Origin of the sequence: Paenibacillus sp. cl141a (assembly GCF_900109305.1) — a bacterium.
In the GTDB taxonomy this organism is placed as follows: Bacteria; Bacillota; Bacilli; order Paenibacillales; family Paenibacillaceae; genus Paenibacillus_AQ; species Paenibacillus_AQ lautus_A.
On record NZ_FNZO01000002.1, the window covers coordinates 42,295 to 68,321 of the forward strand.

The following is a 26,027-nucleotide window of genomic DNA, read 5'->3' on the forward strand; positions in this document are numbered from 1 at the left end:
AATATTTGACTTCCACTCAACATTTTGATTCACTAGGGGGGAAGGAACTCGACGTAAAGGGGAGATAATCAATGGAAAAAATCACTTCAGAAGCAGAATTTCAGGTTGCAATCCAGTCTCCACGACTGACCGTTGCCGTATTTAAAGCGGACTGGTGCGGCGATTGCAAGTTTATCGATCCATTCATGCCGGAGGTTGAGACGAAGTTCTCCAACCAATTGACTCTGGTGGAAGTTGACGTCGATGCTGTCGGTGACGTGAGTCAGCAGCAAAATATACTGGGCATCCCTAGCTTTGTTGCATACTCTGACGGACGCGAGCTGGTTCGCTACGTTAACAAACTCCGCAAATCGCGCGAGGAGATTGAAGATTTCCTGCAGCGTGCCGTGGACGTATACGGTACGATTCACAAGTAAGCAGTGACGATAGCACCGCCGCCTTTGAGCTATAACGGGCGGCGGTGTTGTTTTTACATTGGATCATTGTGAGGGGAATTGCGAAGTCAAGTACCTTGAGCATGAAGGTTTTGTTCATTTTTGAACATTTTGTCACAATCGCTCAAGTGACCGTAGCTGCAGAATCAGGTATAATGAAATGTGGACTGTATATGATGCGATCCTGTATAGGTTTTGAATAGTGAATGATTATGAGCAGCAGGTGAGATAAGTGAACGATAAACAATTAAAGTGGCTGAGTTACATAACATGCTTAATTATGTTCTGCGCGACTTTTGGCGGCATGGTTGTAACAAAGACAGGGTCAGGGCTTGGCTGCGGCCAAGAGTGGCCGCTGTGCAACGGTAAGTTTGTTCCCGCTTACACGGTGTCCTCGATGATCGAATATTCCCACCGGGCCGTAAGCGGAATGGCTGGTTTGGCCGCCTTGGCATCGCTGATAGCGTTCTGGAAGTACAAGCGGGACCGCCGGGATTTGATGGCTTACGTCATCGGGACCTCGGTATTCGTCGTGGTACAAGCCATCATGGGGGCCCTTGCGGTGGTTAAACCTCAATCGGCTGCGATCATGGCGCTGCATTTTGGCTTCTCGCTGATTGCTTTTGCCAGTTCGGTCATGCTGGCTTTGGGCATGCGCCGAATCGAACAAGCGAAGGGGCCCTCTGACCTGGAGCGTTTGCCGCGGGTGGGCAAGGGCTTCCGCAATTTGGTCTGGGGCACAACGTTGTACAGCTACATCGTGGTGTATATCGGTGCATTCGTCAGCCATACCGATTCCCGGGAAGGCTGCTCCGGCTGGCCATTGTGTAACGGAGAAGTGATACCGGAGCTGAGCGGAGGGGTCGGCATCGCCTTTATGCACCGCGTGGCCGCGCTGCTGCTGCTGCTCGTGGTGGCGGTGATGGGGCATTTTGCATATTGGCGCAATCGCGGTAACCGGGAAATCCAGATGCTGGGCATTTCGGCAACCGTACTGTGCCTGCTGCAGGTATTCAGCGGCGCCCTCATTATGGCTACGATGCATAACGAGGAAGTGTACGTATTCTCCGCACTGGGTCATACACTGCTGATCTCGGCGCTGTTCGGCGTACTGTGTTATTTAAGCGTCCGGGTATGGCAGCTCAGCAAGCCGCTTGAAGCCGAAATACGGAAGGGCCACGATGTGCCTCGGGAAAAGATCGTATAAGGAAGAACGCCGATCATTCCGTTAAGAAAATCCTATATTCTATAGCATACATGCATGCAAAGTCCCCGGACCGGAGTTCGAGGGCTTTGTTGTATAGAAATGAATGGAGCTTCCGGCAGCCGTATCGAAAAGGTTTGATAAGGCAACGAATTTGTTTATATTTAATAACACCGGAGAAATCACAAGTCGCTCCATGCTATGGAGTTGTCTTCCCGTTTCGGGGGCATCCTAACAGGACGAGCCCGGATTGGCGCAGCAGATGATGACAGTCATGGGATGCCCAAGGGCCTGATGGCGATCCGGATGAGTTGCCCCCGCGCGAGGATATCGCCGTGAAGACGGCCGCTGAGCGCTGGAATGACTATATTGGCATTGGCAAAATCGAGATCAAGAACCAAGGTTAATCTGATAACGCGAGGGGGTACCGCCATGCTTCGAATGTTACTTGGGGAACAGCCCCGGCAGAACAACGGCCTGCTTGAGGAAGCCATTGAATCGATGGTGAAGACAACCCGGCTGCTGCAGGAGGAAATGGATAAAAATCAGGATCCGACGCATGATTTTCGCAAGCTGGAGATCTGGACCCGGGGACTGATCGTCTCCCTGGATGAGCTGGAGCAGAGCTGGAATGCGGCCAAGCATTTCAGTCAATCGGTCCAATCGGGTTACATCGATGATATGTCGATTCAGGAGCAAGGGGAATATCAACGATATGTGTATTTTTACAAAAACGGCTTCATCCGCGTATTCTCGATCCTTGACAAGTTGGGCACGGTGCTGAACGATTTGTTTGATCTGCATACTTCCAAGGTAAAGGCGCATTTTTCTTATTTTACGGTTCTGCGGCAGTTCAGATTTTTGAAGGCCCACGGTGAGCTGGCCGAAGAGCTGGAAGCGATCAAGGATCGCTACAAAGCGCCGCTGAACGCGCTCCGCAAAAGGCGCAACGCTGAAATTCATTACATGAACTCCGAGATGCAGGATGATTTGTGGCAGCGCCATCAAGGGCTGTCCGACAAAATCGAGCTGGAGGATATCGACAAGCACCTGGACGATCTCCAACAGGGCATCGATATGGTATGCCGCACCCTGGCCGCTTCGTATAAATATACGAACAAGCTGTGGGCTGAAAATGGAGTGCGGGCTTAGGCACAAAATCGCCATGAAATTCCTTTTGACAAAAGCCTGAAAAGAATCTATACTAACTATTGCATTCATTAAATGTTATCAAATCAGATCAATTTAATCGGAAAAATTTCATATCGATGTTTTCTTATCGAGAGAGGCGGAGGGACAGGCCCGATGAAGCCCGGCAACCGACTTCTTGCGTACCATTGCTTAATGCGATGACGCTTGGAGTGACATGGTGCTAATTCCTTCAAAGCTAGGGGATACCTTCAGCTTTGACAGATGAGAAAAGGCGTTGACTTTTACGTAAAGAGGGCCCTTTTTGATTCTACAAAAAGAGGCTCTTTTCTTTTGGGTAAATAGATATGAAGCTAAGGAAAAAGGAGGATAATCGGATTGATTGAGCTCAAGCAATTGACGAAGCAGTACGGAAAAGCCGGGTCATTAACAACTGCGTTGTCCGAATTGGATTTGTCGATTGAAAAAGGAGAAATTTTCGGAGTGATCGGACACTCCGGTGCAGGGAAAAGTACATTGATCCGCTGCATCAATTTACTGGAGCGTCCCACCTCCGGCGAGGTGTGGGTGAACGGCAAAAATTTGACGTCGCTCGGCAAGAAGCAGCTTCAGGCGGAGCGCCGCAAAATCGGGATGATCTTTCAGCACTTTAACCTGCTGTCTTCCGCGACGGTGTACGATAACATTGCGTTTCCGCTGCGTCTGATCAAGACGCCGAGGGCCGAATTGGAGCGCAAAGTATCCGAGCTGCTGGCTTTGGTCGGCTTGGAGGCGCATCGCGACAAATATCCGTCCCAGCTGTCAGGGGGCCAGAAGCAGCGGGTGGGCATCGCCAGGGCGCTCGCGAGCGATCCCGAAATGCTGCTATGCGACGAGGCCACTTCGGCCCTTGACCCGCAAACGACGGATTCGATTCTGCGCCTGCTGCTGGACATTAACAAAAAGTTTCATCTGACGATCGTGTTGATTACCCATGAGATGCACGTCATTCAGAGCATATGCGACCGGGTCGCCGTTATTCATCAGGGCGGCATCGTAGAGCAAGGACCGGTAACGGAAGTGTTCCTGAAGCCGAAGCATGAAGTGACGCAGGAATTCATCCGCCAGGAGATGGACAGCGGCGAAGCGCTGCGGCTGGCTATGCAGGGTCAGGTAAACGGCCCTTCAAGAGCGGTTCAAATCACGTTCCTGGGGTCGAAAACGTACGAATCGATCCTGTCCCATACGGTTCATGAGACGGGCGTGAATTTTGCGATTCTGCAGGGTACGATCTCAACGCTCAAAGATACGCCGTACGGCCAGCTCATCGTCCGTTTCGAAGGGGAAGAGCGCGCGATTGAAGATACGATCCGGAAGCTGCTTGAACAAGGACTAGACGTGGAGGTGATTCATTGATGTTCGGACTAGATTTTACCCAGATCGACTGGAAAGAGATATGGACGGCAACATTGGATACCCTGCGGATGCTGGGGGCTTCGGCCTTGTTCAGCTTCATCATCGGACTGCCGGTCGGCGTGCTGCTCTACATGGCCGCAAGATCCACGTCCGGGTTGGTACGCTTCGGTTACACGATCCTGTCGTTCATTGTCAACATCCTGCGCTCGGTTCCGTTCATTATCTTGATCGTGGCGATGATTCCGATTACGAAGTCGATCGTAGGTGTTTCGTACGGCGTGCTGGGCACCATTCCGCCGCTGGTGATCGGCGCTGCTCCATTCTTTGCAAGGCTCGTGGAAACGGCTTTGAATGAAGTGGATAAAGGCGTGATTGAGGCGGCTCATGCCATGGGCTCCTCGACAAGCCAAATCGTATGGAGGGTGCTCCTTCCGGAGGCGCGTCCGGGCCTATTAGCCGGGATGACGATCACGATTGTAACCCTGGTATCATATACCGCGATGTCCGGTCAAGTCGGGGGCGGCGGTTTAGGGGATTTGGCCATCAAGTATGGTTATTACCGTTATGAGACCGAGATCATGATTCTGGCTGTCGTGCTGATGATTGTCCTGGTCCAGCTGCTGCAGATGGCAGGAGATCGTCTGGTGCGGCATTTTACAAGAAAATAACGGATTGATGAGGCTTCAAGAAAGACAACATATAAATCATATATTTTTCGGAGGGAGACTTTTAGAATGAAAAAATGGACATTGGCATTGATCAGTTTGACCTTGGTTACGGTGCTGGCTGCATGCGGCAGCAAGCCTGCGGATAACGCAACTGAACCGGGAGGAACAACAGGCGGCGGCGCACCAGAAACCGTGACCTTGAAAGTAGGCGCTTCGCCTTTACCGCACGCCAAAATCCTGGAGCACATCAAGCCTGCGCTTGAAAAAGAAGGCGTGAACCTGGAAATCGTGGAATTCACGGATTACGTACTGCCGAATACGCAAGTGGATTCCAAAGAAATCGATGCGAATTTCTTCCAGCATAAGCCATATCTGGACAATCAAATCAAAGAGCGCAAATTGGACCTGGAGTCCGTGATCGCCGTGCACGTCGAGCCGCTGGGTGCTTACTCGAAAACCATTACATCTGCGGATGAGCTGAAGGATGGATCGGTTGTAGCCATTCCGAATGATCCTTCTAATGCTGGCCGTGCATTGACGCTGCTGTCCAAGAACGGCGTGATTAAGCTGAACGACGAAAGCAAGCTGGAAGCAACCGCCAAGGATATCGTAGAAAATCCGAAGAACCTGGAGTTCAAGGAAGTTGAAGCCGCCATGCTGCCGCGCATGCTGGATGAGCTGGATCTGGCTGTCATCAACACGAACTACGCGCTGGAAGCAGGACTGGATCCAACGAAGGATGCGCTCTTCATCGAAGACAAGGACAATCCTTATGCGAACCTGCTGGTAGCCCGTCCGGACAACAAGGACTCCGACGCTATCCAAAAACTGGCGAAGGCATTGACTTCCGAAGACGTGAAAACTTTTATTGAAGAAGAGTACAAAGGTGCCGTCATCCCGGCATTCTAATTCGGGCAGGAAAGCTCGATATGCTGTATATGATTTTCATCGTATGTGTGAAGAAAAGGGCATTATCCAAGAGACCTATCGGTCTTTGCGGATAGGCCCTTTTTCTTTCTTTTTCTGTCGAATGGCCAATCCTGGTCGGAAGCAAGTTGTTCGGCCTTATCAAATCTTTTATACTGAAGGAAGGATATCCATCTGAGGAGGGAAAGCCTTGAAGGGAAAAGTGGCGCTGATTACAGGCAGTGCGACAGGTTTGGGGAAAATGACGGCACTGTCGTTAGCACGGCAGGGATGTCATATAGCCATAAATTATGTAAACAGCAAGGATGAAGCGGAGGCGCTTTCCCGTGAAATCGAGGGGTTTGGCGTGAAATCCATCGCGATTAAAGCCGATATCGCCAGCGAGCCTGAACTGTATTCATTGGTGGATCAGACGGAGGAGCAACTGGGCAGCGTCGATATCCTGGTTAACAATGCTGGACCGTTCATTCGGGAACGCCGTCTGTTCTCGGAGTACAGCCGCGACGAAATCGTACATATGGTGAATGGCAATTTAACCGGCGTCATGCTGCTGGACCATCGCGTTCTGCCGGCCATGCGGGAGAAAAAATGGGGACGCATCATCCACTTTGGTTTCGGGCATGCGGGTGAAGCCCGCGCATGGCCTCAACGCTCCGCCTACGCGGCTGCGAAGGTGGGCCTGGTCTCCTTTACGAAGACGCTGGCCGTGGAAGAAGGGCCGTATGGAATCACCGTGAATATGATCTGTCCGGGGGATATCCGCGGTGCCAACAAAGAGAAAACCATCGATGAAGTATCCGGCAGTCAGGACGGGTTGACTCCTCGCGGACGATCGGGCAGCGGTGAGGACGTCGCCAGGGTGATCGAATATTTATGCCTGGATAAATCGGATTTCATTACCGGCAATATTATGGATGTATCCGGCGGGCTGGACCCGATTCGCCCATTAATCAAGCCGGAATAAAACAACCCCACAAAGTGGAGACTATGCTTCGATGCGTATTCCATTTACTTTGCGGGGATCCCAAAATAATTAAATGCGACTCAAGAATTGCTAACGATTCGCAGAAAACTTATATCTTCTTTCATCTCAAAAAAAGAGTCTTGGTCCCTCGAGGGAAACCAAGACTCTTTATAGTTAAAGAAGATTTAGAATACTTGAACTACTTCTTGGATGCCTTCTACTTCTTCAACCAGGGCCCGCTCGATCCCTGCTTTCAGAGTAATGGTGGAGCTTGGGCAGCTACCGCATGCACCCATCAATTTCAGCTTAACGATGCCGTCTTCAACGTCAACCAGTTCCACGTCACCGCCGTCGCGCTGCAGGAACGGACGAAGTTTATCAAGCACTTCAGCCACTTCATCATATACAGTGGTTTGCGTGTTTTCACTCATCTTGTTCAACTCCTTTCCTCCCTATATTATAGTACATAAACCGGCAAAATAAAATGCCAATCTTAAGGCAGGTCTAATAACAATGTCCATTATCATTGAGTTTTGCACAAGCAATTCCTATTTTGGCACGGATAAAGTGCTGCAGACGCTTGAAGGCAAGTACGATTGCCAAGTCATCGAATATGGCTGCCTGACCAGCTGCGGCCAGTGCTATTTGATGCCCTTCGCTTACGTGGATGGCGATTGGGTTGAAGCCCCTACGGCTGAAGAGCTGCTAGAGGTTGTCACCCGCAAGCTCGAAAGCTTTCGGGACGGCGAAGAGGAAAGCTGACTTTCCGATCACCTCCGCGGCGTCCCGCCACAGGAGCATCATCAGCGCCCGTATCCGTCCGACTAGTAATGACGCTTGGATTTCCAGAGCACGCCGCTCTTTAATATTCTTGGTACCCGGCCCATGACCGACGTGCTGCCCATGAGTCCAAAGCCCGCATGTTTGCCGAGGGAACCCAGCGTTCCTTTCAGCTTCAGCGGAGATACCTTAGGCGTATCGTCGCGCCATAAAGCTTTCATGACATGTCCCACTTGCTCGGCCTGAGCCCCTGCCGCTTGCGCGCTCGGGACGAAGGGGAGGCTGGCGCAGTCGCCGATCACATATACCTCGGGATGGGACGGAACCTGGTACCACTCGTTCAGCAGAATGCGTCCGCTGCGGTCTTTTGGCAGATCCAGATCCTGTACGACCTTTACGGGCTGAATGCCGGCCGTCCATACCGCCAAATCGGTTGCGATCGGCACATCCAGATTGTACACGGCGCCCTTCTCCACTCGGGATACGGATACGCCGCTGTGGATGTCCACGTGGTGCTCCTCAAACCAGCGATGAATATAAGCAGACAAACGGTTAGGAAAAGAAGAAAGTACCCGTTGTCCCCGGTCCAAAATGGCGATATTCAGGTCAGGCCGGCTTTCCCGAAGATCGGCAGCGAGCTCGATGCCGCTTAAGCCTCCGCCAATGATATGAACTTGACCATATGGTCTGAGGTTGTTCAGGTTCAAATAGGTTTCCCGGGATGCCGCAAAGGATTGCAGGCTGAACGTGAATTCTTCAGCGCCCGGTACTCCATGATAACGGTCCGTACATCCAAGGGCAATGGCCAGTTGATCGTAGTCCACTGGATCGTTGTTCGTCAGGTTCACAAGCTTCTTCTCAAGATCAATGGATAGGACTTCACCGTATACAATATGGAGGCGGTCATACACCGGGAATTTAACACGAACGGCGGTATCGGCCACGGTGCCTGCTGCCAGCGCGTAATATTCGGTTTTGAGTCCTTGGTACGGCATGCGGTCGATGAGCACGACCTCCACGTCCGGAGGAAGATAGCCGCTGAACAATTCTTGAATTAGGGCAAGACCACCATAGCCTCCGCCGAGAATGACGAGCTTTTTCATAAATTTCTTCCTTTCTCAAGAGATAAGAAGGTGAGCGCCGATTCGCAAGAAAAACGCCGCTGAAAGCGGCTTAGGTTACCCACGCTATATTATCTCTTTAACCTGTTTTCCGTTTTTTGGAACGTCTGCTTTGCTTGCGTCTTTGCTGGTATGGCTTATTCGTAAACCTTGATCTCGTTGTAGAAGGTATCGCGTTCGACCGGAATGCGGCCGGCGCCTTGGATGAGCCACACAAGCTCTTTGCGGGTCAGCCCTTCTGGCGTCAGGGCTCCTGCGGCATGGCTGATGCGCTCCTTCAGGATCGTGCCATGGACGTCCGATGCGCCGAAGCTGAGAGCGACCTGCGTCAATTGGGGCCCGATATTAATGAAGTAAGCCTTGATGTGGTCGATATTATCCAGCATCAATCGGCTGATGGCAATGGTTTTCAAATCTTCGTAAGCCGAATTGCGGCGCATGATGCCCGCATTCTTATTCTTCGGCTGCATGGACAGCGGAATGAATACCATGAATCCGTTCGTTTCATCTTGAAGATCCCGAATTTGGAGCATATGGCGGATCCGGTCCTCATGGCTCTCGATCGAGCCGTACAGCATGGTCGTGTGCGTCTTCATGCCGAGCTTATGCGCGGTACGGTGAACGTCGAGGTATTGATCCACGTTGGCTTTATCCACCTTCATCTTCTGACGGTACTGGTCAGACAAGATCTCGGCTCCGCCGCCCGTCAAGGTTTGCAGACCTGCCTTCTGCAGCTCCTGCAGCACTTCCTTCGTGCTGAGTCCGCTGATGCGGGTGAAGAATTCGATCTCCGCCGCGGTGTAGGCTTTCAGGGTAACTTCAGGAAAACGTTCCTTCAATGCCTTCAGCGAATCTACATAGTACTGGAACGGGACATGATTATTATGTCCGCCAACGATATGAAATTCACGGATGCCGGGGTGAATATGCTGTTCCACATACTCAATCATTTCCGCGCCGGAGAGGGTATAGGAGCCTTCCTCGCCTTGGTCTTTCCGGAAATTGCAAAAAGCGCAGCGGGATTCGCATACATTGGTAAAATAGAGACTCATGTTCTCAATGAAGTAAACTTTCTTCCCGTTCTTGCGCAAATTGGCTTCATTAGCCAGCTGCCCGAGGGTCAGCAGGTCATCGGTTTGGTACAAATACACACCGTCTTCAAGATTCAGGCGTTCGCCGCGTTGGACTTTCGCAACGATCTCGGCCATTCTCTGATCGGTAAATGGTGTCACAATCGTGGACATGTTCAATCCTCCTGTTCACACTTTGACTTGCCGAATATTCGGCAGATCAAGTGATCATAAAGTGGATCACTCCCCGCGGGGAACGGTCCGTTTATAGTCGTGTAACAACGAAATCGATAAATGGGCTGAATAAATAAATAACTTTGTGAAAAAATATACAACTGTGGACCAGCCATAACCTTTGCCGCATTTTAGCCGGGGGATGTGACAATTATCCAACAGTTGCCGCCCATGTTCCTTCCCTATTATAAACCTGACCCCTCGGGGTAGCAATACATATAGAGGAATTGAAATAGGTTATTGACCATATGGTAAAATGGCCAGCATCTCAACCTTGAGCGAATTCGCGAAGAGGAGTATACTTAAAGAATGAACGAAAAGGAGGGTGACCTATGATATCTATCAGCGAAACAGCTGCAGAACGTTTGAAAGAAATGCTTGCTGAACAGGAAACGCCCAATATGTTCCTTCGACTGGGTGTCACTGCCGGCGGATGCAGTGGTTTTTCATATGCAATGGGCTTCGACGATCAAGAAACGGATGCGGACGTATACATGGACCTGCAGGATATGAGAGTCGTTGTCGAGAAGGACGATCTGAAATACCTGAACGGTCTCGAAATCGACTTCGAGGAATCCGGCATGACGGGCGGGTTCACCATTCACAACCCGAACGCGACCGTTACTTGCGGCTGCGGATCTTCCTTCCGCACGGCAACGGATGCGGGCAAACCGAACGAAGAGCCTTGCTAAGCAGCGGGTTTTCGGGGAGTGAGCTCTAAGCCAATAGATAAAGGACCTCTGCGACCCTATTGTCGTGGAGGTCTTTTTTTTGCTGCCGCCCATAAGCAACAAAAAAATGCAGCGGCTCCCAGACGGGGGCAGCTGCATTTCGTTGTTCTTCCTATTTGATCAGACCGGGAAGAAGAAGGTATCGTTCAGCATCAGCACGATCATGCCGGCAGCCACGAGCGAGAAAACGATGCAGCCGGCCCCGAGTCCGCGGCGCTTGTCTTTGATGAACTTGAAGCCCATGACAAAGATCAGAACCGTGATGGCTGCAAGGGCAACCGACATGCCGACAATGGCAATCCAGTACAAAACTTCAAACAATGCTGCCAAGGTGACAAAGCCTCCTTTAGGGTTATCCATGGATGGATGTATTACGGACAAAGCTCTGCTCTTACTATACGATAGATCACATCATTTGCAAAGGGAAGCTCGCTTCGCGGCCATGAATGCGTCAAATTATTAGGCATAACGATCCCGGACAATCATCCAAGACAAAGTGCGGATAAGAGAATAGGATAACGTATGTCATGAATAAAAGGAGGCGAAAGCAGCATGGCGGGAAGACAATTGGCCAGCAAGTGGCTGAAGACGGAAGCGCTGCTGACCGATCCGCAGGTTGCTCCCTACATTCCGGCGACCCAGTCGTATGGAGGGGATACCCTGGTCTCAATGCTGGATGAACACGAAATGGTCGTGATCAAGCCGATTGTAGGCACCGGTGGTAACGGAGTCATCCGAATACAGAAAGACGGAACGGGATACTTGGTAACCCATAAGAGGCGTACTGTTCATGTAGATACATTGAATTCCCTGTTGCACGTATTGAACAGAATGAAACTGAAACGGCGCTACATGATACAACAGGGGATTCACCTGGCTAAAATTCAGGGACGCCCGCTGGATTACCGCGTGAAGGTAGTCAAGGAAAGAGGAAGATGGGAATTCCGGGCCATGCTAGGACGGCTCGCAAGCCCGGGGCTGTTTGTCACGAACATTTGCAAAGGAGGAACGCTGCTTCGTTGCCGCCATGCTCTCCGGCTGTCGCTGCCCGATATCAATGCCAGGGAGAAGCGTAATGAAATGCGCCACTTAACCAGACAGTGCATCACGATCCTGGAATCGCGCTTTCCCGGAATCGGGGAACTGGGATTCGATTACGGACTTGACGTTGAAGGCAAGATATGGATTTTGGAGGTAAATACAAGACCGAGCTGAATTTTTTGTTTAATATTCCCAATAGAATTCGTTTATATGATTTTTTAATAGGGTAATAAAAAAATAACCGTTATCTACCGATATAATAATTGATCAAATTTTTTTATGGTAGATTTACCCCATATCCTGTGTATAACATTTATCCCCATAATCCACTTTGATATGACCTTGTTTCTTACACTTACCAACAAATTATACACAGGATTTCCACAAGAGGTTGTGGATAAGCGAACAGTTGTTCCGTTTTCGCATGTTTGATATGATAGATTCAGGAAATATGAGGAAGGGGTGTGAGGGGATGGCTATGTTGACGGATGAGATGCTTCTCGATTCCTATCATATGGCTGTTGAATTGAAGTTGGAACGAGAGTTCATCACTCTACTGCTAGCCGAAATTCATAAACGGAACTTGGACACCGATTCCGGCAGCATCCTGCATTAATCAGATTTTCGTATATAGAATAGATAACTTACGACATGATACGCATATAATGTGGGAGCTTTCAACCAAGTTCTACATATGGTTTGAAGAAGAATAGAAAAGGTATCTTACGTTCTGAGCGCGCATCGCCCTCTGGAACGTTAGATACCTTTTTTTCTGTATGTCGAAGCGTTAGGAAAATCCGCTTACCTTTACAATTTCATGTTGCTGCTGTGGCCCGGAGCCAATCTGGCTTCAGGATCGAAGTATACTTTGGCATTGTTGACGGCGGTTGGCGCTTCGCCGAATCCGACGGCAATGAGCTTGACCTTGCCAGGATAGGTCGTGATATCGCCGGCCGCAAAAATACCCGGGATGCTGGTTTCCATGCGGGAGTCCACGACGATGGAGTTGCTTTCGATGGCGATGCCCCACTCGGAGATCGGACCGAGGGAGGAAACGAAACCGAAATTGACAATGACATCGTCAACTTCAATCTCTTGCGTCTCTTTGGTCTTAATATGCGCCAGCGTCACCTTCGTAATGGCATCTTCACCATGCAGCTCCGTAATTTCGGTTGGCGTCACGATGTTCACCTTCGAGGCCATCAGCTGCTCCACGCTATGCTCGTGGGCGCGGAACTTGTCGCGGCGGTGAACCAGCGTAACCTGCTCGGCGATCGGTTCGATCATGAGGGCCCAGTCTACCGCGGAGTCACCGCCGCCGCTAATGAGCACTTTCTTACCTTTAAAGCGGCTGAGATCGTTGACAAAATAATGAAGGTTCGCCTTCTCGTACTTCTCGGCACCTTCAATCTCCAGTCGGCGGGGTTGGAACGCCCCAACGCCGGCCGTAATGATGACGGCTTTGGCATGGTGTTCGCCCAGATTCGTTCTCACGACAAAATGACGTTCTTCAAGCTTTTTCACAGCTTGGACTTTCTCTTCAAGACGGATGTCCGTTTTAAAGAGCTCCATTTGCGCGGACAGATTGTTCACAAGCTCCTGGGCGGTAACCTTCGGGAAGCCTGCCACGTCATAGATATATTTTTCGGGATACAGCGCAGCCAATTGGCCTCCGAGCTGAGGCATGCTCTCGATAAGTTTAACCGAGGCTTGGCGCATTCCGCCGTAAAAAGCGGCAAACATGCCTGCAGGTCCGCCACCGATAATCAAAAGATCCGTCATATTGTTGTCTTGTGGCATCGTTGTCATGCGGGAAGCACCTCCATAAAATGAGTTTATATTCGAATCAGACAGACGTTCTTGTCCGGATATAGCTGATTCATGAATTCCTTACCTATTATAATCGTCCCGAACCGGCATGAAAAGACGAGAATTGAGTTAAAATACCTAACATTGGAATGGTTGCGCTTACTTAGCAAGCAAGGGGAGAAATGGCGGAATGATTTGCATATTTCATGGCAAAAAAAATCTTGATATTTGCATGGTTTATGCATATGATTAACGTGATAACTTGTGTTCATTGCAGGGTTCTCATATCGATTGGTTACGGCAGCAATCATAAGGAAACCGCAGGATTACTGCTGTTTTTGAACCGTAATGAACCATCAGGTCAAATGATGAAACGGGCTCTGATAAGGGCTCTTCTCTTTTTTTGGATGCAATTTCACAGAATGTTAACATGTGTACCATACTGTATATATAAAGAGTAAGCTGGAAGGAGCAGTAGAATGAGCAGCATACCGAAGATCGTAATCCTTGGCGCGGGTTACGGGGGCATATTGACAGCGCAGCGGCTGCAAAAAGAGCTGAATTATAATGAGGCCGATGTTACATTGGTGAATCGCCATGATTATCATTATATTACAACGCATTTGCATATGCCGGCAGCAGGAACCGACAGCATTGAGAATACCCGGGTATCCATATCCAAGTTGATAGACGAGTTCAAAATCGATTTGGTCAAATCCTCGGTTCAGGAAATCCGCCTTCACGATAAGAAGGTTATCCTTGAAGATGGAACGTTATCCTATGACTATCTTGTCATTGGACTCGGCGGCGAGCCGGAGACCTTCGGGATCCCGGGACTCGCAGAGCATGCAATGACGATCCGAAGCATCAACTCGGTACGATTGATTCGAGAGCATATTGAATATCAATTTGCTTTATATAAGAATGAACGCAGACCGCAAGAGCGCATCAACTTCGTGGTTGGCGGAGCCGGGTTCAGCGGCATCGAGTTTGTAGCCGAGCTGGCGGACCGTATTCCGAGACTGTGCAAGGAGTATGACGTCGATCCGACATTGGTGAACATTTATAACGTAGAAGCCGCTCCGTCCGCGCTGCCGGGGTTTGCACCCGAGCTGGTGGAGTACGCCATGAACGTTCTCGAGAAGAAGGGCGTTACCTTCAAGATGGGCATTGCGATCAAGGAATGCCTGCCGGGCGGGGTCGTGCTGAACAACGGCGAAGAGATCCGGGCGGCAACGGTCGTATGGACCGGCGGCATCCGCGGGAACCGCCTGGTTGAATCGGCCGGCTTCGAAACGATGAGGGGCCGCGTGAAGGTTGATGAATATTTACGCGCTCCGGGATACGAGAACATTTATATTATCGGCGATAACTCCCTCATTTTTAACGAAGAAGGCAGACCTTATCCGCCGACCGCCCAAATGGCGATGCAGCAGGGCGTGTGCTGTGCCCAGAATATCGTTGCGGCGATCCGGGACAAGTCCATGCGCAAATTCGAGTTCCATAATAAAGGCACGGTCGCTTCCCTCGGCCGGGGCGAAGGCATTGCGGTTGTCGGGGATAAGAAATATCAGGGATGGAAAGCGGCCCAGCTGAAAAAATTGGTTGATCTGCGCTACCTCTTCATTATCGGAGGCATTCCGCTCGTCCTGAAAAAAGGCAGGTTCCTATAAAATGAGACATTGCAGTGTTCAAGTACGGGGGCTGCTCACAAAAGATGAACTGGATCGCTACAACGCCCTGATGGAGGTCGGCTCCTACCTGGAGTCGCAAGAGCGGTACGATCTGGCTTATACCGTTCAGCAGGAAGTCGACATTCTCATTCTTCCTGCCATTGAGCGCCTTAAGGATAAAGGGCGGGCCCGGGACCGGGCCACCGCTGAATATCTTGAAACCTTGCGCAAGCAAGAGCAAGATGAGGAAGACGGCGAATAACAGAAGAAGGGATGCTCTCATTCGGAAGAGCATCCCTTTTTTTGATATGCCATTTATGTGCGGAAGGAATTATACCTTCATCAAGTCGGTGAAAGAAGCCTGGTCGAGCAGGTTGCCGACATAGAAAGGACCGAACTCGCCGAAACGCGCGCTCACTTCGTCAAATCTCATTTCGTACACGAGCTTTTTGAATTGAAGCGCATCGTCGCTGAACAAGGTAACGCCCCATTCCCAATCGTCGAAGCCGACGGAACCGGTAATGATCTGCTTGACCTTGCCGGCATAACCGCGGCCGATCATTCCGTGGCTCTTCATCATGGATTTGCGGTCATCCATGCTCAGCATGTACCAGTTGTCCGCCAACTCCCGCTTTTTGTTCATCGGGTAGAAGCAGATATGCTTCGATTTTGGCAGGACCGGCTTCAAGCGGGCGATGACATGCGGATTCTGCATCGGATCCTCATCGGAGGAGCCGGCCAAGTAATTGCTCAGCTCGACGATGCTGACATAGGAATAAGCCTTGGTGGTGAACTGGGCGAACGTCGTTTTGTTAAAAGCGTTCTCGATCGCGTTCAGCTCTTCCAGCGTCTCGCGCAAATGCATGAAAACAAAATCGGCTTTCTGGCCGACGATGGTATATACGGCGGTGCTGCCTTGCTTGGCGGTCTCGACGGCCTCCCATTCCGCAAGGAACGCATTCAGCTCGTCCAGCGCAAACGCGCGTACTTCTTCGTCTGCAGCTTTCCAGGCCGGCCAATTGATGGTGCGGAAATCATGCAGCGCATACCAGCCCTCAAGCGTCATTGCAGCTTCGTTCATGTGATCACTCCTAAACATTATGTCGTTATAATTGAAGCGGATGGCCGCTTGCATTAACTTCCTATATTGTACTGTAAGCGCAGTCGGAAGGGCAAACGCCGACACAATGTGTTCACGATTGTTCGTTGATCTGTGACATGATTTTTAGTAAACTAGCTATTAGCTAAAGCTTGGTGTGCTGTTTCTTGCTGCAATAAAGTAGGATAGCTGCTATGCGTAGGTGATAAAGAAGAGGTGAAAACAGCGATCATGCTTCAATTTATTCCTGTGCTCGTGCTGATGATTTTGTTTTTTGTCATGATGTTCGGTATCGGTTTTATCCTAAATATGTTGATGAAGACGACCTGGTTTCCGTGCTTTCTGTTCGTGATTGTCATTCTACCGGTCGTTGTATACAGCTTGTGGGATCGGGGCCAAATGTCGTTCTGGACTCACGTTGGATCGTTCCAGTTGGTGGATTACTTAACGGGAGTTGCGGGTCTGATCGGGGCTTACATGAGCGGATGGACCATTAAGACATTGCGTATTAAAGGGTTTAGAATGTTTTAACCGCGCTTGGCGCAAATTGAATGGAATGTTAATGGCGGCTCTTCGATACGTGGGGGCCGTCATTTATATTTATGGAAGCTCTGCCAAAAGGCAGACGCGAGAATTCCATAATTTTTGATGCGAAAGAACCGACTTCTGAGCATCGGATTTATGATAGAATAGAAGAAGTCTATTTTTGGGCGACAGGGGGAGCATAAACGATGCGCATGACTAATTTTTTACATTTTACAGAGAATCACCGTTACTGCGTATACCGTGACTTCTGCTTAAGCGGCCTGGACGACAAAATGCTTGGTTCGATATATCAACCGATGGTCGGCGCGTTTGCGGTCAGCCTGTACCGTCTTCTCGTATCGCATGTGCCGCTGGAGAAGGTGGGCTATTCGGCCATTGAACAGCAGCGAAGATTATTCTTGACATTAGGGCTTGAGCCCAGTGAAAAAGGACGCCGCTATCTCATTGAGCAAACCTCCAAGCTGGAAGCGGTAGGATTGCTGCAGACCAGCCGGATGTTCGTCCCGGAAACGGACGATCATGTTTATGAATATGAGCTGCAGGCGCCGCTTAGTCCGGCGGAGTTCTTCAATACCCAGCATCTGACGCTGCTGCTTCGCGACAAGGTGGGGAAATTCGCCGTCCTGTCGCTGAGGGAAGAGCTTTGGAGCAAGGAACCCCTGGAATGGTCAGGCATTTCCCTGAACAAGGAGAACATTTCGGTTCCCTTTTACGATATTTTCGAGTTGAACACGCATGTCATTGATTATGAACTGGAGCAGGCGCTGGAAGAGGTAGCGGTATCAAGGAAGCCGGTGCTGCCGCCGAATCCGCAGGGAGAAGGCCTGAACTACGCGGACATTATTCTGCGATTCCCGCGCGAATCCCGCAATCGCGTCTTTGTTGAGCGTCTTCGCTACGACCATGAGCAGATGGGCATCGTGAATTACGTCGTACGCAAGTACGATCTCAGCACGCAGGATTTGTGCCGCCTGCTTGACGAGGACGGCATCTTTACCGAGCACGGCGAGGTTGTCCTGGACGATTTGCAGCACAAAGCCAGCCTTCACTTTAGGCAGGGAATGAAGATGCAGGAGAAGCGGCAGATTACGGCGGGCAAGGTGGTTGCCCTGCATCAGGAGATGACGGCCGATCCGGACGAGCCTGCCCAGGAGCATGCCGTACAGATGGAATATTATGTCGAGGTTCCGGCCCAGTTCCAATCCAAATGCGATATTCACCAATATAATATGATGCTTCGCAACGAGCCTTATACACGGCTCCTGCAGACGTTCTTCCCGGGCTCGGTTCCCGCGCAGTTTCTGGACATCTTCGAAAAGATCGACCTGAGCTACAAGCTGCCAGGCGAAGTCATCAACGTGCTCATTCATTATTTGATGTCGCTCATTGCCGCAGGCGGCGAGCAGCGGATCAACCGCAACTTTGTGGAAGCCATCGCTTCCAACATGCTGCTGAAGCAAGTAAACAGCTATGAGAAAGCCGTTCAGTATATACGGGATCAAGCCAAAATGAAAGGCAAGCAGAAGTCAGCCTCGCAGCGCACGCGTACATACGCTAAAGGCGGAAAGGCGAAGCCGGAAATTCCAGTGGCTTTGGAGTCTGATCAGGCGGAGGCCGTATCGGATGAGGAGTTCGAAGAAATGATGCGGTTTGCGGCAGAAATGCAGGCTGGCAACAAGAAGGGCGGATAAGGAAAATCCTGCTTAAGAGAGGAGGGAACAGGTTATGGAGTCCCTTGGTGAACTGCTGGAAAGCATGAAAAGTACTGCGCTCCTGCGCAGAACCGAGCAGATTACAGAGGATTTGCTCAGGAATCCGCTGATTCAAGCACTGCGAAGCGAATATCCGGAGATCGATGACCGGGTCATACGATTGAATTTAAGCAAGCTGTATCAATATGCGGGAGATCAGGCCCACTGTCAGGCGTGTCCGGGTCTGGACCGGTGTCCGAATGATTTCCAGGGACATTTCAGCAAGCTGGATATCCAGCGGATGAACGGCACGGTGGAGATCTATGAACGGAAGGCGCCGTGCTCCCTGCAGATTGCAAAAACCAATGAGGATCAGATCAAAAAGCGGATTCGCAGCTTTTATGTCGACGAGCATGCCTTGAGCGAAGGTTACGACAATATGGAGATTATGGCGAAGGACCGCTTGCGGGCACCTGCGGTGCACCAGGTCTTCAAATATATCCGGGATACGAAGGAGAACGGCTTGTCCCCGCGCGGCTTGTATCTGACCGGTTCGTTCGGTACAGGGAAGACGTACCTGATGGGCTACCTGATGCATGAGCTTGCGAAAGCGGGCCACTCCGGCGTGATCGTCTATATGCCCGATTTCGTGGAAGATCTGAAAACCATGATGCAGGACGGCCAGAAGCTGAAGGACATGGTCGAGACGATGAAGCATTGCGACCTGCTGATCTTTGACGACATTGGAGCGGAGAATTTGAATCCGTGGGTACGGGATCATGTCCTCGGTTCCATTCTGAATTTCCGGATGAACCGGCTGCCGACCTTCTATACGTCGAACTATCCGCTCGACGGGCTGGAGCAGCATCTCAGCTTCACGAGCAAGGACGGCGAGGAGCTTCACAAAGGGCAGCGGTTGATGAACCGGATCGCGCCTTTCGTGGATGTCGTTCATTTGTTCGGAGAGAACCAGAGAGGGAAGTTCTAGACCTTTGCAACGACGGCATGAACAGAGTGGACAAACGTCCCTTGAATCGTAAAAAGTCTGATCCCGCTTGCGCATGGAGCGCGCAGGACCAGACTTTTTATCTGTGCACAAGGAATCATCAAATATTAACCAACCAAGAACTTGATAATGACGAATCCGAAAAAGATGATGGTCATGAAACCGAACATCCCCACGAAGCCCATCATCAAATCGCCAAAGTCATTGCGTGGTTCTTCATTGATGTGCTCCCGTGGATCGTTAACGCGTACGTTTACATCCATGGTGCTTGCCTCCTCAAAAGGTGAACATGCCGTGCGAACACGAAAAACTTGACCGTCACCCGACTTGTTACTAGTAGTATACCCAATGCGCAAATCATTTGTAAAGATTGCATAAAAATCCCGTGAAAACCTCTTTCTTTAGGTGAGTATATTTCACTTTTTCCGGCCGATTGTGGTATACTAAATTCGTCGACCCATTCGACAATTATGATTCGCACTTTACTCGATCTTATCCTGTGAGGAGGAGAATACAATGGCTATCGTCAATGTTACCGACCAAACCTTCGTCAATGAAGTAGAAGGACAAGGCACGGTTGTAGTTGATTTCTGGGCGCCATGGTGCGGCCCTTGTAAAATGCTTGCTCCGATTCTGGACGAATTGTCTTCAGAACTCGGCGATGATGTAAAAATTGCAAAGGTGAACGTGGATGAGAATCCGGAATCCGCAGCACGCTTCGGCGTCATGAGTATTCCGACCATGATCTTCTTTAAAGACGGCCAGCCTGTCGATAAAGTCGTAGGTCTGAACTCCAAAGAAGCCTTGAAGGGCATCATTGCAAAACATCAATAAGCAGGATTTGCCATAGACTGCAATCCGCTTTCATACAGCGCCTTCGGTGTAACCCGGAGGCGCTTTGTGTGGTTCCTTATCATGGTATATATTTATAACGTTACTATCATACAATCTCCTTGGAGAGGAGGAATAGCATGGACGATTTTGCCAAACGGCTTCAGGAGCAGGAGAAGGCGCAGGAGAATATTCGCCACAAGCTGGCATTGCTGCCGGATCAGCCGGGCTGCTATCTTATGAAGAACCATGAAGGCACGATCATTTACGTGGGCAAGGCTAAAGTGCTGAAGAACCGGGTGCGCTCGTATTTTACCGGGAGCCATAACGGGAAGACCCAGATGCTCGTTTCGGAAATCCGCGATTTCGAATACATCGTGACGGGCAGCAACATGGAAGCGTTAATTCTGGAGTGCAATCTGATCAAAACCCATCAGCCGAGATTCAATGTGCTGCTGAAGGACGATAAAACCTATCCCTACCTTAAAATAACGAATGAAGAGCATCCCCGCCTGGAAGTGACCAGAAGGGTGCTTAAAGATAAAGCCAAATACTTCGGTCCTTATCCGAATGCGTATGCGGCGCAGCAGACCAAAAAGCTGCTGGACCGGATGTATCCACTGCGCAAATGCGGCGTTATGCCGAAAGAGGTCTGCTTGTATTACCATATGGGACAATGCTTGGCTCCATGCGTGAAGGAAGTGCCGAAATCCGCCTATGAACAGATTACGGGAGAGATCACTTCCTTCCTGAGCGGCGGGCACGAAGAGATCAAGAAGGAACTGCAGCGGAAAATGCAGGAGGCCGCGGAGGATTTGTATTTCGAGCGTGCCAAGGAGCTGCGGGACCAAATCATCCATATCGATACCCTGATGGAGAAGCAGAAGATCACGACAACGGATACCCGGGATCGCGACGTATTCGGTTATGCCGTGGACAAAGGCTGGATGTGCGTGCAGATTCTGTACATGCGCCAAGGCAAAATGGTGCAGCGCAACAAGTCCGTTTTTCCGTTCTACGGGGATGCGCACAGTGACTTCATGTCGTTCATAGCCCAGTATTACAGCGATAATCCCGCTTTGCCGCAGGAAATTCTGCTTCCGGGGCCGCTGTTGGCAGAGGAGGCCGGCTCCGAGACGGCAACCGGAAGCGCCGGGGATCAAGGTGCCCGGGACGCAGGCGAAGCGGAGGAAACGGAGAAGAAGCTGACCGCGGATACATCCGACGAACAGCAGGAAGTCCTTGTCCAAGCCCAAGCGGAGCAGGCGGAGGCCGCGGGCCTCGTGGATGCTGCCGGGGGCGCTGCCGCCTTGCAGGAATGGCTGGGCGTGAAGGTTCACGTGCCGCAGCGGGGCTTGAAGAAACAGATGGTCGGCATGGCGTCGGATAATGCGAAGGTGTCCCTGGACGAGAAATTCCGCTTGATTGAGCGCGATGAAGAACGGACATCGGTTGCAGCGGCCAATCTGGGCGAGGTGATCGGCCTTCAGTCGCTGGACCGGATCGAGGCGTTTGATAACTCGAACATTCAAGGCGCAAACCCGGTATCGGCCATGGTGGTATTCACCAACGGAAAACCGGATAAGAAGGAATATCGCAAATATAAGATCCGTACCGTGCAGGGGCCGGACGATTACGATACGATGCGTGAAGTGATCCGGCGGCGGTATGAGCGTGTATTGAAGGAGAACCTGCCGCTTCCGGACCTCATTGTCGTCGATGGGGGGAAGGGACAGATCTCAGCAGCCGTCGACGTGCTGGAGAATGAACTGGGGCTGTTCGTCCCGGTCTGCGGGCTTGTGAAGGATGCCAAGCATAAAACGGCGCAGCTGATGGTCGGAGACCCGCCGGAGCCGGTGTCGCTGCCTCGGGACAGCCAGGAGTTCTATTTGCTCCAGCGCATTCAGGATGAGGTTCACCGTTTCGCGATTTCCTTCCACCGCGAGCAGCGCGGGAAGTCAATGGTGACGTCCAAGCTGGATTCGATCCCGGGCATCGGGGAGAAGCGCCGCAAAATGCTGCTGAAGCATTTTGGCTCGGTCAAAAAAATAAAAGAGGCTTCAGTCGAAGACTTCAAGCCCCTTTCAATCGGTGAAAAATTAGCAACGGATATTCTTAATGCACTTCGTGAGGAGGAGTCGTGACATACGGCTTCTCTTTTTTTGTCGGGTTGAAACGGTAAATCGCAAAGGCGACAATCGCCGGAAGCACCATGTAAAAAACGCCAGTCAGCAGGTTGGCTGCATCCTTGAGCATGATCAGGCTGATGCCCATCAGGATGCTGTTGAAGATGACATGGGAGAACATGGCCGCTAAATACCCGTATTTCAAGAAGATGTAGCTGAACAGCAAACCGATGATGACCAGCTCAATCGGCCGGGAGATCACGGGGTATATCGGATAGAGCGTATGTCCCAGCGCCCAGATGAGTGAGGTGATCAAGCTTGCGACAAAGGTATTGCGAACGATCTTTTTCACCATCTTGATGCCGAACAGCCGGTACACGGCCTCCTCGGATATGCCGGCCAGCCAGGCCATCAATGGAAACAGCCAAGGATACAGCATATTGTAAGGCGATTGCGTCGCATCCGTGGTGGACCATGTATTCAGGGTCAGACTAAGACCGATAAAGATGACGGATTGGACGCCAAGCAGGATGAAGGCCCACATATACCCTAGCTTCATGCTATCCAGCACGTAATGCCCGTATCCGGGTTCTTTGGCGCGCGGCCATGGATTGAGCCCGTCTTCTTTATGCCATAGCCCGCTGCCGCCGACAAGGGAGAAATAGAGCAGGGCGGAGAAAACGAGCGAATAGACGGCATAGAAAATCATCATCCCGAGCACGCCGGTTTGCGACATGCCTTCGGATTTGAAAACGGGAATCAGATTGTACGTATTCAGCATCTGAATGACGAACAGCAGCGCCGATAAGAACAGGCCGCGCTTAAACGAGGTGTAGGCTCTGGTCTTCACGCTGTACACAATTGCAAGAATGCCCAGGATAAGGGTGAACAGTCCGTACCCTGCGAGCGTCAGCAGCGTGGCATCCTGCGTCTGCTTGTTGACATAAGCGGAGTGGGCGGCCGGGACCGAGAAGGAGGGCTCGTAAGAGCGCAATTTCCCCTGCTCGAAGGTGAAGCGGTGCTCCAGCCTGGAGTCCCCGATCCTGGATTCAGGGTCCACATATTGGAGACGGGGCTCCCCTTCCTTCGTAACCAGCTCCAGATTCGACAGGTCATAACCCGCCCGCTGAAGCCATGGCTCGGCCAGCGCCTGCTTCTCGGCCAATGTCATGCCGTCCTCAACGACGAGCAGCATCTGCTTCTGAATCTCGCCCTTGTTCAGCTCGATCCGGTCATAGCTGGAGCGGGCATAATCATACGAGAATCCGACGACCCCCGAATTCTGCATGTGCACGTCCACATTGAGGGCATCGCCTCCAGGCTCGCTGAAGCGAACGCGGTATACGTCATAGGGATATTTGGCTTCATAGGTTTTGTTATATTCCGAAAGCCTCTTCTCCTTCGCCAGATATCCGTAAAGTTCCGATTTGGATTGATATGTAACCAAGGCTTCGTCCGTGTCCGCAGCCGCAAACTGCAGATGCTCCTGAGCAAACCTTGAAGCTGCCTGCCGAGCCTGCTCCTTGGAAATAATATCCGGCGAGGCCATCTCGGTATCGTCCGGATTCGCCCACGGAAATACCTGAAATAATAGGAACAGAATCAGGCCGACTGCGGCAGGCGCGATGAGCTGCTTCAGATTGGGCTTCAGCTTCAAGGGCTCTCTTGCACGATTCATGAAACTCCTCCTCTAAGAAAGTTGATACTCCCACTGGTATTCGATATGTCTGATTAAGAACGCATAGAGTCAATATAACATAGTATGAAAGCCATAAGCAGCTTATCCCAATTATCGGAATATTGAAATAAATCGATGAAAATGAATGAAAGGTTTCGAAAACGTTAGAGAACCCTACGCTTGTATTCTTGAATATGCCCAATTCGCGCTCTTTTAAAGATATTTCGGGCGAAAAACGGCATTGGGTTACGTACCGGATTGAGTTATAATCACATCATGCTTGAAGGAACCGAATATTCCAGCCGAATTTCGTAATGAAAATGGGGGAACCATGTAATTGGGGTGAATTTCATTATTCCCGGAATAATGAATAGGGCGACCTGTGGAAATGCCCGAATCCGTCAGCTAACCTCGTAGGCTGTTGCACAGGAACCAGACCGAAAGGCACTGCGTTTTCCAGTGTCTTTTTTCGTTGATTTTTTTAAAGAAGGTGTCCGATTGAACGCTAAATTGCACTGGCTTACATTGTCTCCGCCTCAAATTCTCGTGCTTGGTTTTGCGGCCATCATCTTCATCGGGACCGGGCTGTTAATGCTGCCAATCTCGACGACGACGGGCGAACCGCTTGCATTTATTGATGCCTTGTTCACTTCGACCTCGGCAACGTGCGTAACGGGCCTGGTCGTGGTGGATACAGGAACGACATTCAGTTCCTTCGGAGAAGTCGTGATCATGCTGCTGATTCAGATGGGCGGGCTCGGATTCATGACGATGGCTACTTTATTCGCCTTGGTTCTGAAGAGGCGCATATCGCTCAAAGACCGTCTAATCTTGCAGGAAGCGATGAATCAGTCCTCGATGGAAGGCATCGTAAGGCTGATACGCAGAGTATTGCTGTACTCGCTTGTCATCGAGGCCTGCGGCGCAGTCCTTTTATCGGTTCGTTGGGCGTTTGATATGCCGCTGGGCCGGGCGATATATTACGGTGTTTTTCATGCGGTGACGATGTTTAACAATGCCGGCTTCGATTTGTTTGGCGATTTTCGGAGTTTGACCGGGTATGTATACGATCCGGTAGTCAACTTCGTCGTGATGTTCTTGATTGTTTCCGGGGGCATTGGATTTATTGTGCTGTCCGATCTGATCGATTACCGAAAACAGCGGAGGCTCTCCCTGCACTCCAAGGTGGTGCTCACGATGACGGCTGCCTTGCTTGCGGTCGGATTTATCGTCATTCTCATATTTGAATTTACCAATCCGAGAACGCTGGGTTCCCTAAACTGGGGCGGGAAATTCTTCGGCGCGTTATTCCAATCCGTAACGCCGCGTACGGCGGGAGCGAATACTATAGATATTACGGGGCTCAGACAGGCAACGCAATTTTTTATCGTTATTCTGATGTTTATCGGAGCATCTCCAGGGTCAACCGGCGGCGGCATCAAAACCACGACCTTTACCATTATGGTAGGCGCGGTCATTGCGATGATGCGCGGGCGGGAAGACATCGTCATGTTCCGTTATCGCCTGGCCCAGGAGCGGGTGCTGAAGGCACTGACCATTGCCTTGCTGGCCCTGCTGCTCGTTCTTACCGTCTCGATGATTCTGTCGACGACAGAGGAAGGGGACTTCCTGGAGATTCTATTCGAAACGACATCCGCCTTCGGTACGGTGGGTCTCTCCATGGGCTTAACGCCCGATTTGACCGTGTTCGGCAAGATCCTGATCAGCCTTACGATGTTTGCGGGTCGATTGGGACCTTTGACGCTTGCTTATGCACTGGGGCCGAAAAAGGGTAAAGAATTATATCGTCATCCGGAAGGCAAAATGATAATTGGATAAGGGGTACAGGA

The 26,027-nt window shown here is 50.8% G+C and carries 27 protein-coding genes and 2 riboswitches; of the genes, 19 read left to right on the forward strand and 8 right to left on the reverse strand.

The features are described 5' to 3' along the window. Positions 1-71: 71 nt before the first annotated feature. From BMX45_RS05250 to BMX45_RS05280, 7 genes are all read left to right on the forward strand, one after another. Positions 72-416: a thioredoxin family protein gene (locus BMX45_RS05250; protein ID WP_009592843.1), complete on the forward strand. Its 345-nt coding sequence runs from the start codon at positions 72-74 to the stop codon at positions 414-416. A gap of 250 nt (positions 417-666) precedes the next feature. Beyond that, positions 667-1,641, forward strand: a complete 975-nt coding sequence (locus BMX45_RS05255; protein ID WP_090908829.1) for a COX15/CtaA family protein — start codon at positions 667-669, stop codon at positions 1,639-1,641. 429 nt (positions 1,642-2,070) lie between these two features. Further along, on the forward strand, positions 2,071-2,790 hold the full coding sequence (locus tag BMX45_RS05260; protein ID WP_090908830.1) for a Cthe_2314 family HEPN domain-containing protein: 720 nt from the start codon (positions 2,071-2,073) through the stop codon (positions 2,788-2,790). 121 nt (positions 2,791-2,911) lie between these two features. Next, positions 2,912-3,058, forward strand: a riboswitch (SAM riboswitch). A 107-nt stretch (positions 3,059-3,165) separates the two neighbouring features. Beyond that, the gene (locus BMX45_RS05265) at positions 3,166-4,182 is read left to right on the forward strand and encodes a methionine ABC transporter ATP-binding protein (RefSeq protein ID WP_090908831.1); all 1,017 of its coding nucleotides are present in this window, start codon (positions 3,166-3,168) and stop codon (positions 4,180-4,182) included. Continuing rightward, positions 4,182-4,850, forward strand: a complete 669-nt coding sequence (locus tag BMX45_RS05270) for a methionine ABC transporter permease (protein WP_009592866.1) — start codon at positions 4,182-4,184, stop codon at positions 4,848-4,850. The genes BMX45_RS05265 and BMX45_RS05270 overlap by 1 nt, the downstream gene beginning before the upstream one ends. Before the next feature lie 66 nt (positions 4,851-4,916). Next, a complete protein-coding gene (locus BMX45_RS05275) occupies positions 4,917-5,759 on the forward strand; it encodes a MetQ/NlpA family ABC transporter substrate-binding protein (protein WP_090908832.1) in 843 nt (280 codons plus the stop codon). A 208-nt stretch (positions 5,760-5,967) separates the two neighbouring features. Further along, a complete protein-coding gene (locus BMX45_RS05280; RefSeq protein ID WP_090908833.1) occupies positions 5,968-6,741 on the forward strand; it encodes an SDR family oxidoreductase in 774 nt (257 codons plus the stop codon). A gap of 185 nt (positions 6,742-6,926) precedes the next feature. Here the strand turns inward: BMX45_RS05280 and BMX45_RS05285 are convergent, their stop codons facing one another. Beyond that, a complete protein-coding gene (locus BMX45_RS05285) occupies positions 6,927-7,172 on the reverse strand; it encodes a NifU family protein (protein ID WP_006212609.1) in 246 nt (81 codons plus the stop codon). Between the two features lie 82 nt (positions 7,173-7,254). Between BMX45_RS05285 and BMX45_RS05290 the strand changes: the two genes are divergently transcribed. Beyond that, the gene (locus BMX45_RS05290; protein WP_090908834.1) at positions 7,255-7,503 is read left to right on the forward strand and encodes a YuzB family protein; all 249 of its coding nucleotides are present in this window, start codon (positions 7,255-7,257) and stop codon (positions 7,501-7,503) included. 62 nt (positions 7,504-7,565) lie between these two features. Here BMX45_RS05290 and BMX45_RS05295 read toward each other — a convergent pair whose 3' ends face one another. Further along, a complete protein-coding gene (locus BMX45_RS05295) occupies positions 7,566-8,624 on the reverse strand; it encodes an NAD(P)/FAD-dependent oxidoreductase (RefSeq protein ID WP_090908835.1) in 1,059 nt (352 codons plus the stop codon). Positions 8,625-8,779: 155 nt separating this feature from the next. Beyond that, complete coding sequence (gene mqnE, locus BMX45_RS05300) at positions 8,780-9,886, reverse strand: aminofutalosine synthase MqnE (RefSeq protein ID WP_090908836.1); 1,107 nt, start codon at positions 9,884-9,886, stop codon at positions 8,780-8,782. Positions 9,887-10,278: 392 nt separating this feature from the next. On the opposite strand from mqnE, the gene BMX45_RS05305 reads away from it, so the two are divergent. Next, positions 10,279-10,638, forward strand: a complete 360-nt coding sequence (locus tag BMX45_RS05305) for a HesB/IscA family protein (protein WP_090908837.1) — start codon at positions 10,279-10,281, stop codon at positions 10,636-10,638. A 159-nt stretch (positions 10,639-10,797) separates the two neighbouring features. Here the strand turns inward: BMX45_RS05305 and BMX45_RS05310 are convergent, their stop codons facing one another. Continuing rightward, positions 10,798-11,007: a hypothetical protein gene (locus BMX45_RS05310; RefSeq protein ID WP_009592898.1), complete on the reverse strand. Its 210-nt coding sequence runs from the start codon at positions 11,005-11,007 to the stop codon at positions 10,798-10,800. A 222-nt stretch (positions 11,008-11,229) separates the two neighbouring features. On the opposite strand from BMX45_RS05310, the gene BMX45_RS05315 reads away from it, so the two are divergent. Together BMX45_RS05315 and BMX45_RS05320 are read left to right on the forward strand one after the other, a co-directional pair. Beyond that, complete coding sequence (locus tag BMX45_RS05315; RefSeq protein ID WP_090908838.1) at positions 11,230-11,892, forward strand: YheC/YheD family protein; 663 nt, start codon at positions 11,230-11,232, stop codon at positions 11,890-11,892. A 298-nt stretch (positions 11,893-12,190) separates the two neighbouring features. After that, a complete protein-coding gene (locus BMX45_RS05320; protein ID WP_006212600.1) occupies positions 12,191-12,334 on the forward strand; it encodes a sporulation histidine kinase inhibitor Sda in 144 nt (47 codons plus the stop codon). Positions 12,335-12,525: 191 nt separating this feature from the next. Here BMX45_RS05320 and BMX45_RS05325 read toward each other — a convergent pair whose 3' ends face one another. Continuing rightward, positions 12,526-13,527, reverse strand: coding sequence for an NAD(P)/FAD-dependent oxidoreductase (locus BMX45_RS05325; RefSeq protein ID WP_090908839.1), 1,002 nt, complete (start codon positions 13,525-13,527; stop codon positions 12,526-12,528). Positions 13,528-14,006: 479 nt separating this feature from the next. Between BMX45_RS05325 and BMX45_RS05330 the strand changes: the two genes are divergently transcribed. Both BMX45_RS05330 and BMX45_RS05335 read left to right on the forward strand, forming a co-directional pair. Further along, on the forward strand, positions 14,007-15,200 hold the full coding sequence (locus BMX45_RS05330) for an NAD(P)/FAD-dependent oxidoreductase (RefSeq protein WP_009592911.1): 1,194 nt from the start codon (positions 14,007-14,009) through the stop codon (positions 15,198-15,200). A gap of 1 nt (position 15,201) precedes the next feature. After that, complete coding sequence (locus BMX45_RS05335; protein WP_090908840.1) at positions 15,202-15,462, forward strand: hypothetical protein; 261 nt, start codon at positions 15,202-15,204, stop codon at positions 15,460-15,462. Between the two features lie 69 nt (positions 15,463-15,531). Here BMX45_RS05335 and hemQ read toward each other — a convergent pair whose 3' ends face one another. Next, complete coding sequence (hemQ, locus tag BMX45_RS05340; RefSeq protein WP_090908841.1) at positions 15,532-16,281, reverse strand: hydrogen peroxide-dependent heme synthase; 750 nt, start codon at positions 16,279-16,281, stop codon at positions 15,532-15,534. A 249-nt stretch (positions 16,282-16,530) separates the two neighbouring features. Between hemQ and BMX45_RS05345 the strand changes: the two genes are divergently transcribed. From BMX45_RS05345 to dnaI, 3 genes are all read left to right on the forward strand, one after another. Next, positions 16,531-16,830, forward strand: a complete 300-nt coding sequence (locus BMX45_RS05345; RefSeq protein WP_015737411.1) for a YuiB family protein — start codon at positions 16,531-16,533, stop codon at positions 16,828-16,830. Between the two features lie 200 nt (positions 16,831-17,030). Then, positions 17,031-18,536: a replication initiation and membrane attachment family protein gene (locus BMX45_RS05350; RefSeq protein ID WP_090908842.1), complete on the forward strand. Its 1,506-nt coding sequence runs from the start codon at positions 17,031-17,033 to the stop codon at positions 18,534-18,536. A gap of 34 nt (positions 18,537-18,570) precedes the next feature. Continuing rightward, positions 18,571-19,524: a primosomal protein DnaI gene (dnaI, locus tag BMX45_RS05355; RefSeq protein ID WP_009592849.1), complete on the forward strand. Its 954-nt coding sequence runs from the start codon at positions 18,571-18,573 to the stop codon at positions 19,522-19,524. Positions 19,525-19,649: 125 nt separating this feature from the next. On the opposite strand, the gene BMX45_RS05360 is transcribed toward dnaI, so the two are convergent. Continuing rightward, positions 19,650-19,805 carry a hypothetical protein gene (locus BMX45_RS05360; protein ID WP_006212594.1) on the reverse strand — a complete coding sequence of 52 codons (156 nt, stop codon included), beginning with the start codon at positions 19,803-19,805 and terminating at the stop codon, positions 19,650-19,652. Positions 19,806-20,058: 253 nt separating this feature from the next. On the opposite strand from BMX45_RS05360, the gene trxA reads away from it, so the two are divergent. Continuing rightward, the gene (gene trxA / locus BMX45_RS05365) at positions 20,059-20,376 is read left to right on the forward strand and encodes a thioredoxin (RefSeq protein WP_009592891.1); all 318 of its coding nucleotides are present in this window, start codon (positions 20,059-20,061) and stop codon (positions 20,374-20,376) included. Positions 20,377-20,513: 137 nt separating this feature from the next. Continuing rightward, a complete protein-coding gene (gene uvrC / locus BMX45_RS05370; protein ID WP_090908843.1) occupies positions 20,514-22,517 on the forward strand; it encodes an excinuclease ABC subunit UvrC in 2,004 nt (667 codons plus the stop codon). On the opposite strand, the gene BMX45_RS05375 is transcribed toward uvrC, so the two are convergent. Continuing rightward, positions 22,489-24,177, reverse strand: a complete 1,689-nt coding sequence (locus tag BMX45_RS05375; protein ID WP_090908844.1) for a CPBP family intramembrane glutamic endopeptidase — start codon at positions 24,175-24,177, stop codon at positions 22,489-22,491. The two genes, uvrC and BMX45_RS05375, sit on opposite strands and share 29 nt — an antisense overlap. A 290-nt stretch (positions 24,178-24,467) precedes the next feature. Further along, a riboswitch (cyclic di-AMP (ydaO/yuaA leader) is annotated at positions 24,468-24,612 on the forward strand. Positions 24,613-24,675: 63 nt separating this feature from the next. Here BMX45_RS05375 and BMX45_RS05380 point away from each other — a divergent pair. Then, a complete protein-coding gene (locus BMX45_RS05380) occupies positions 24,676-26,016 on the forward strand; it encodes a TrkH family potassium uptake protein (protein ID WP_090908845.1) in 1,341 nt (446 codons plus the stop codon). Positions 26,017-26,027 lie beyond the last annotated feature (11 nt).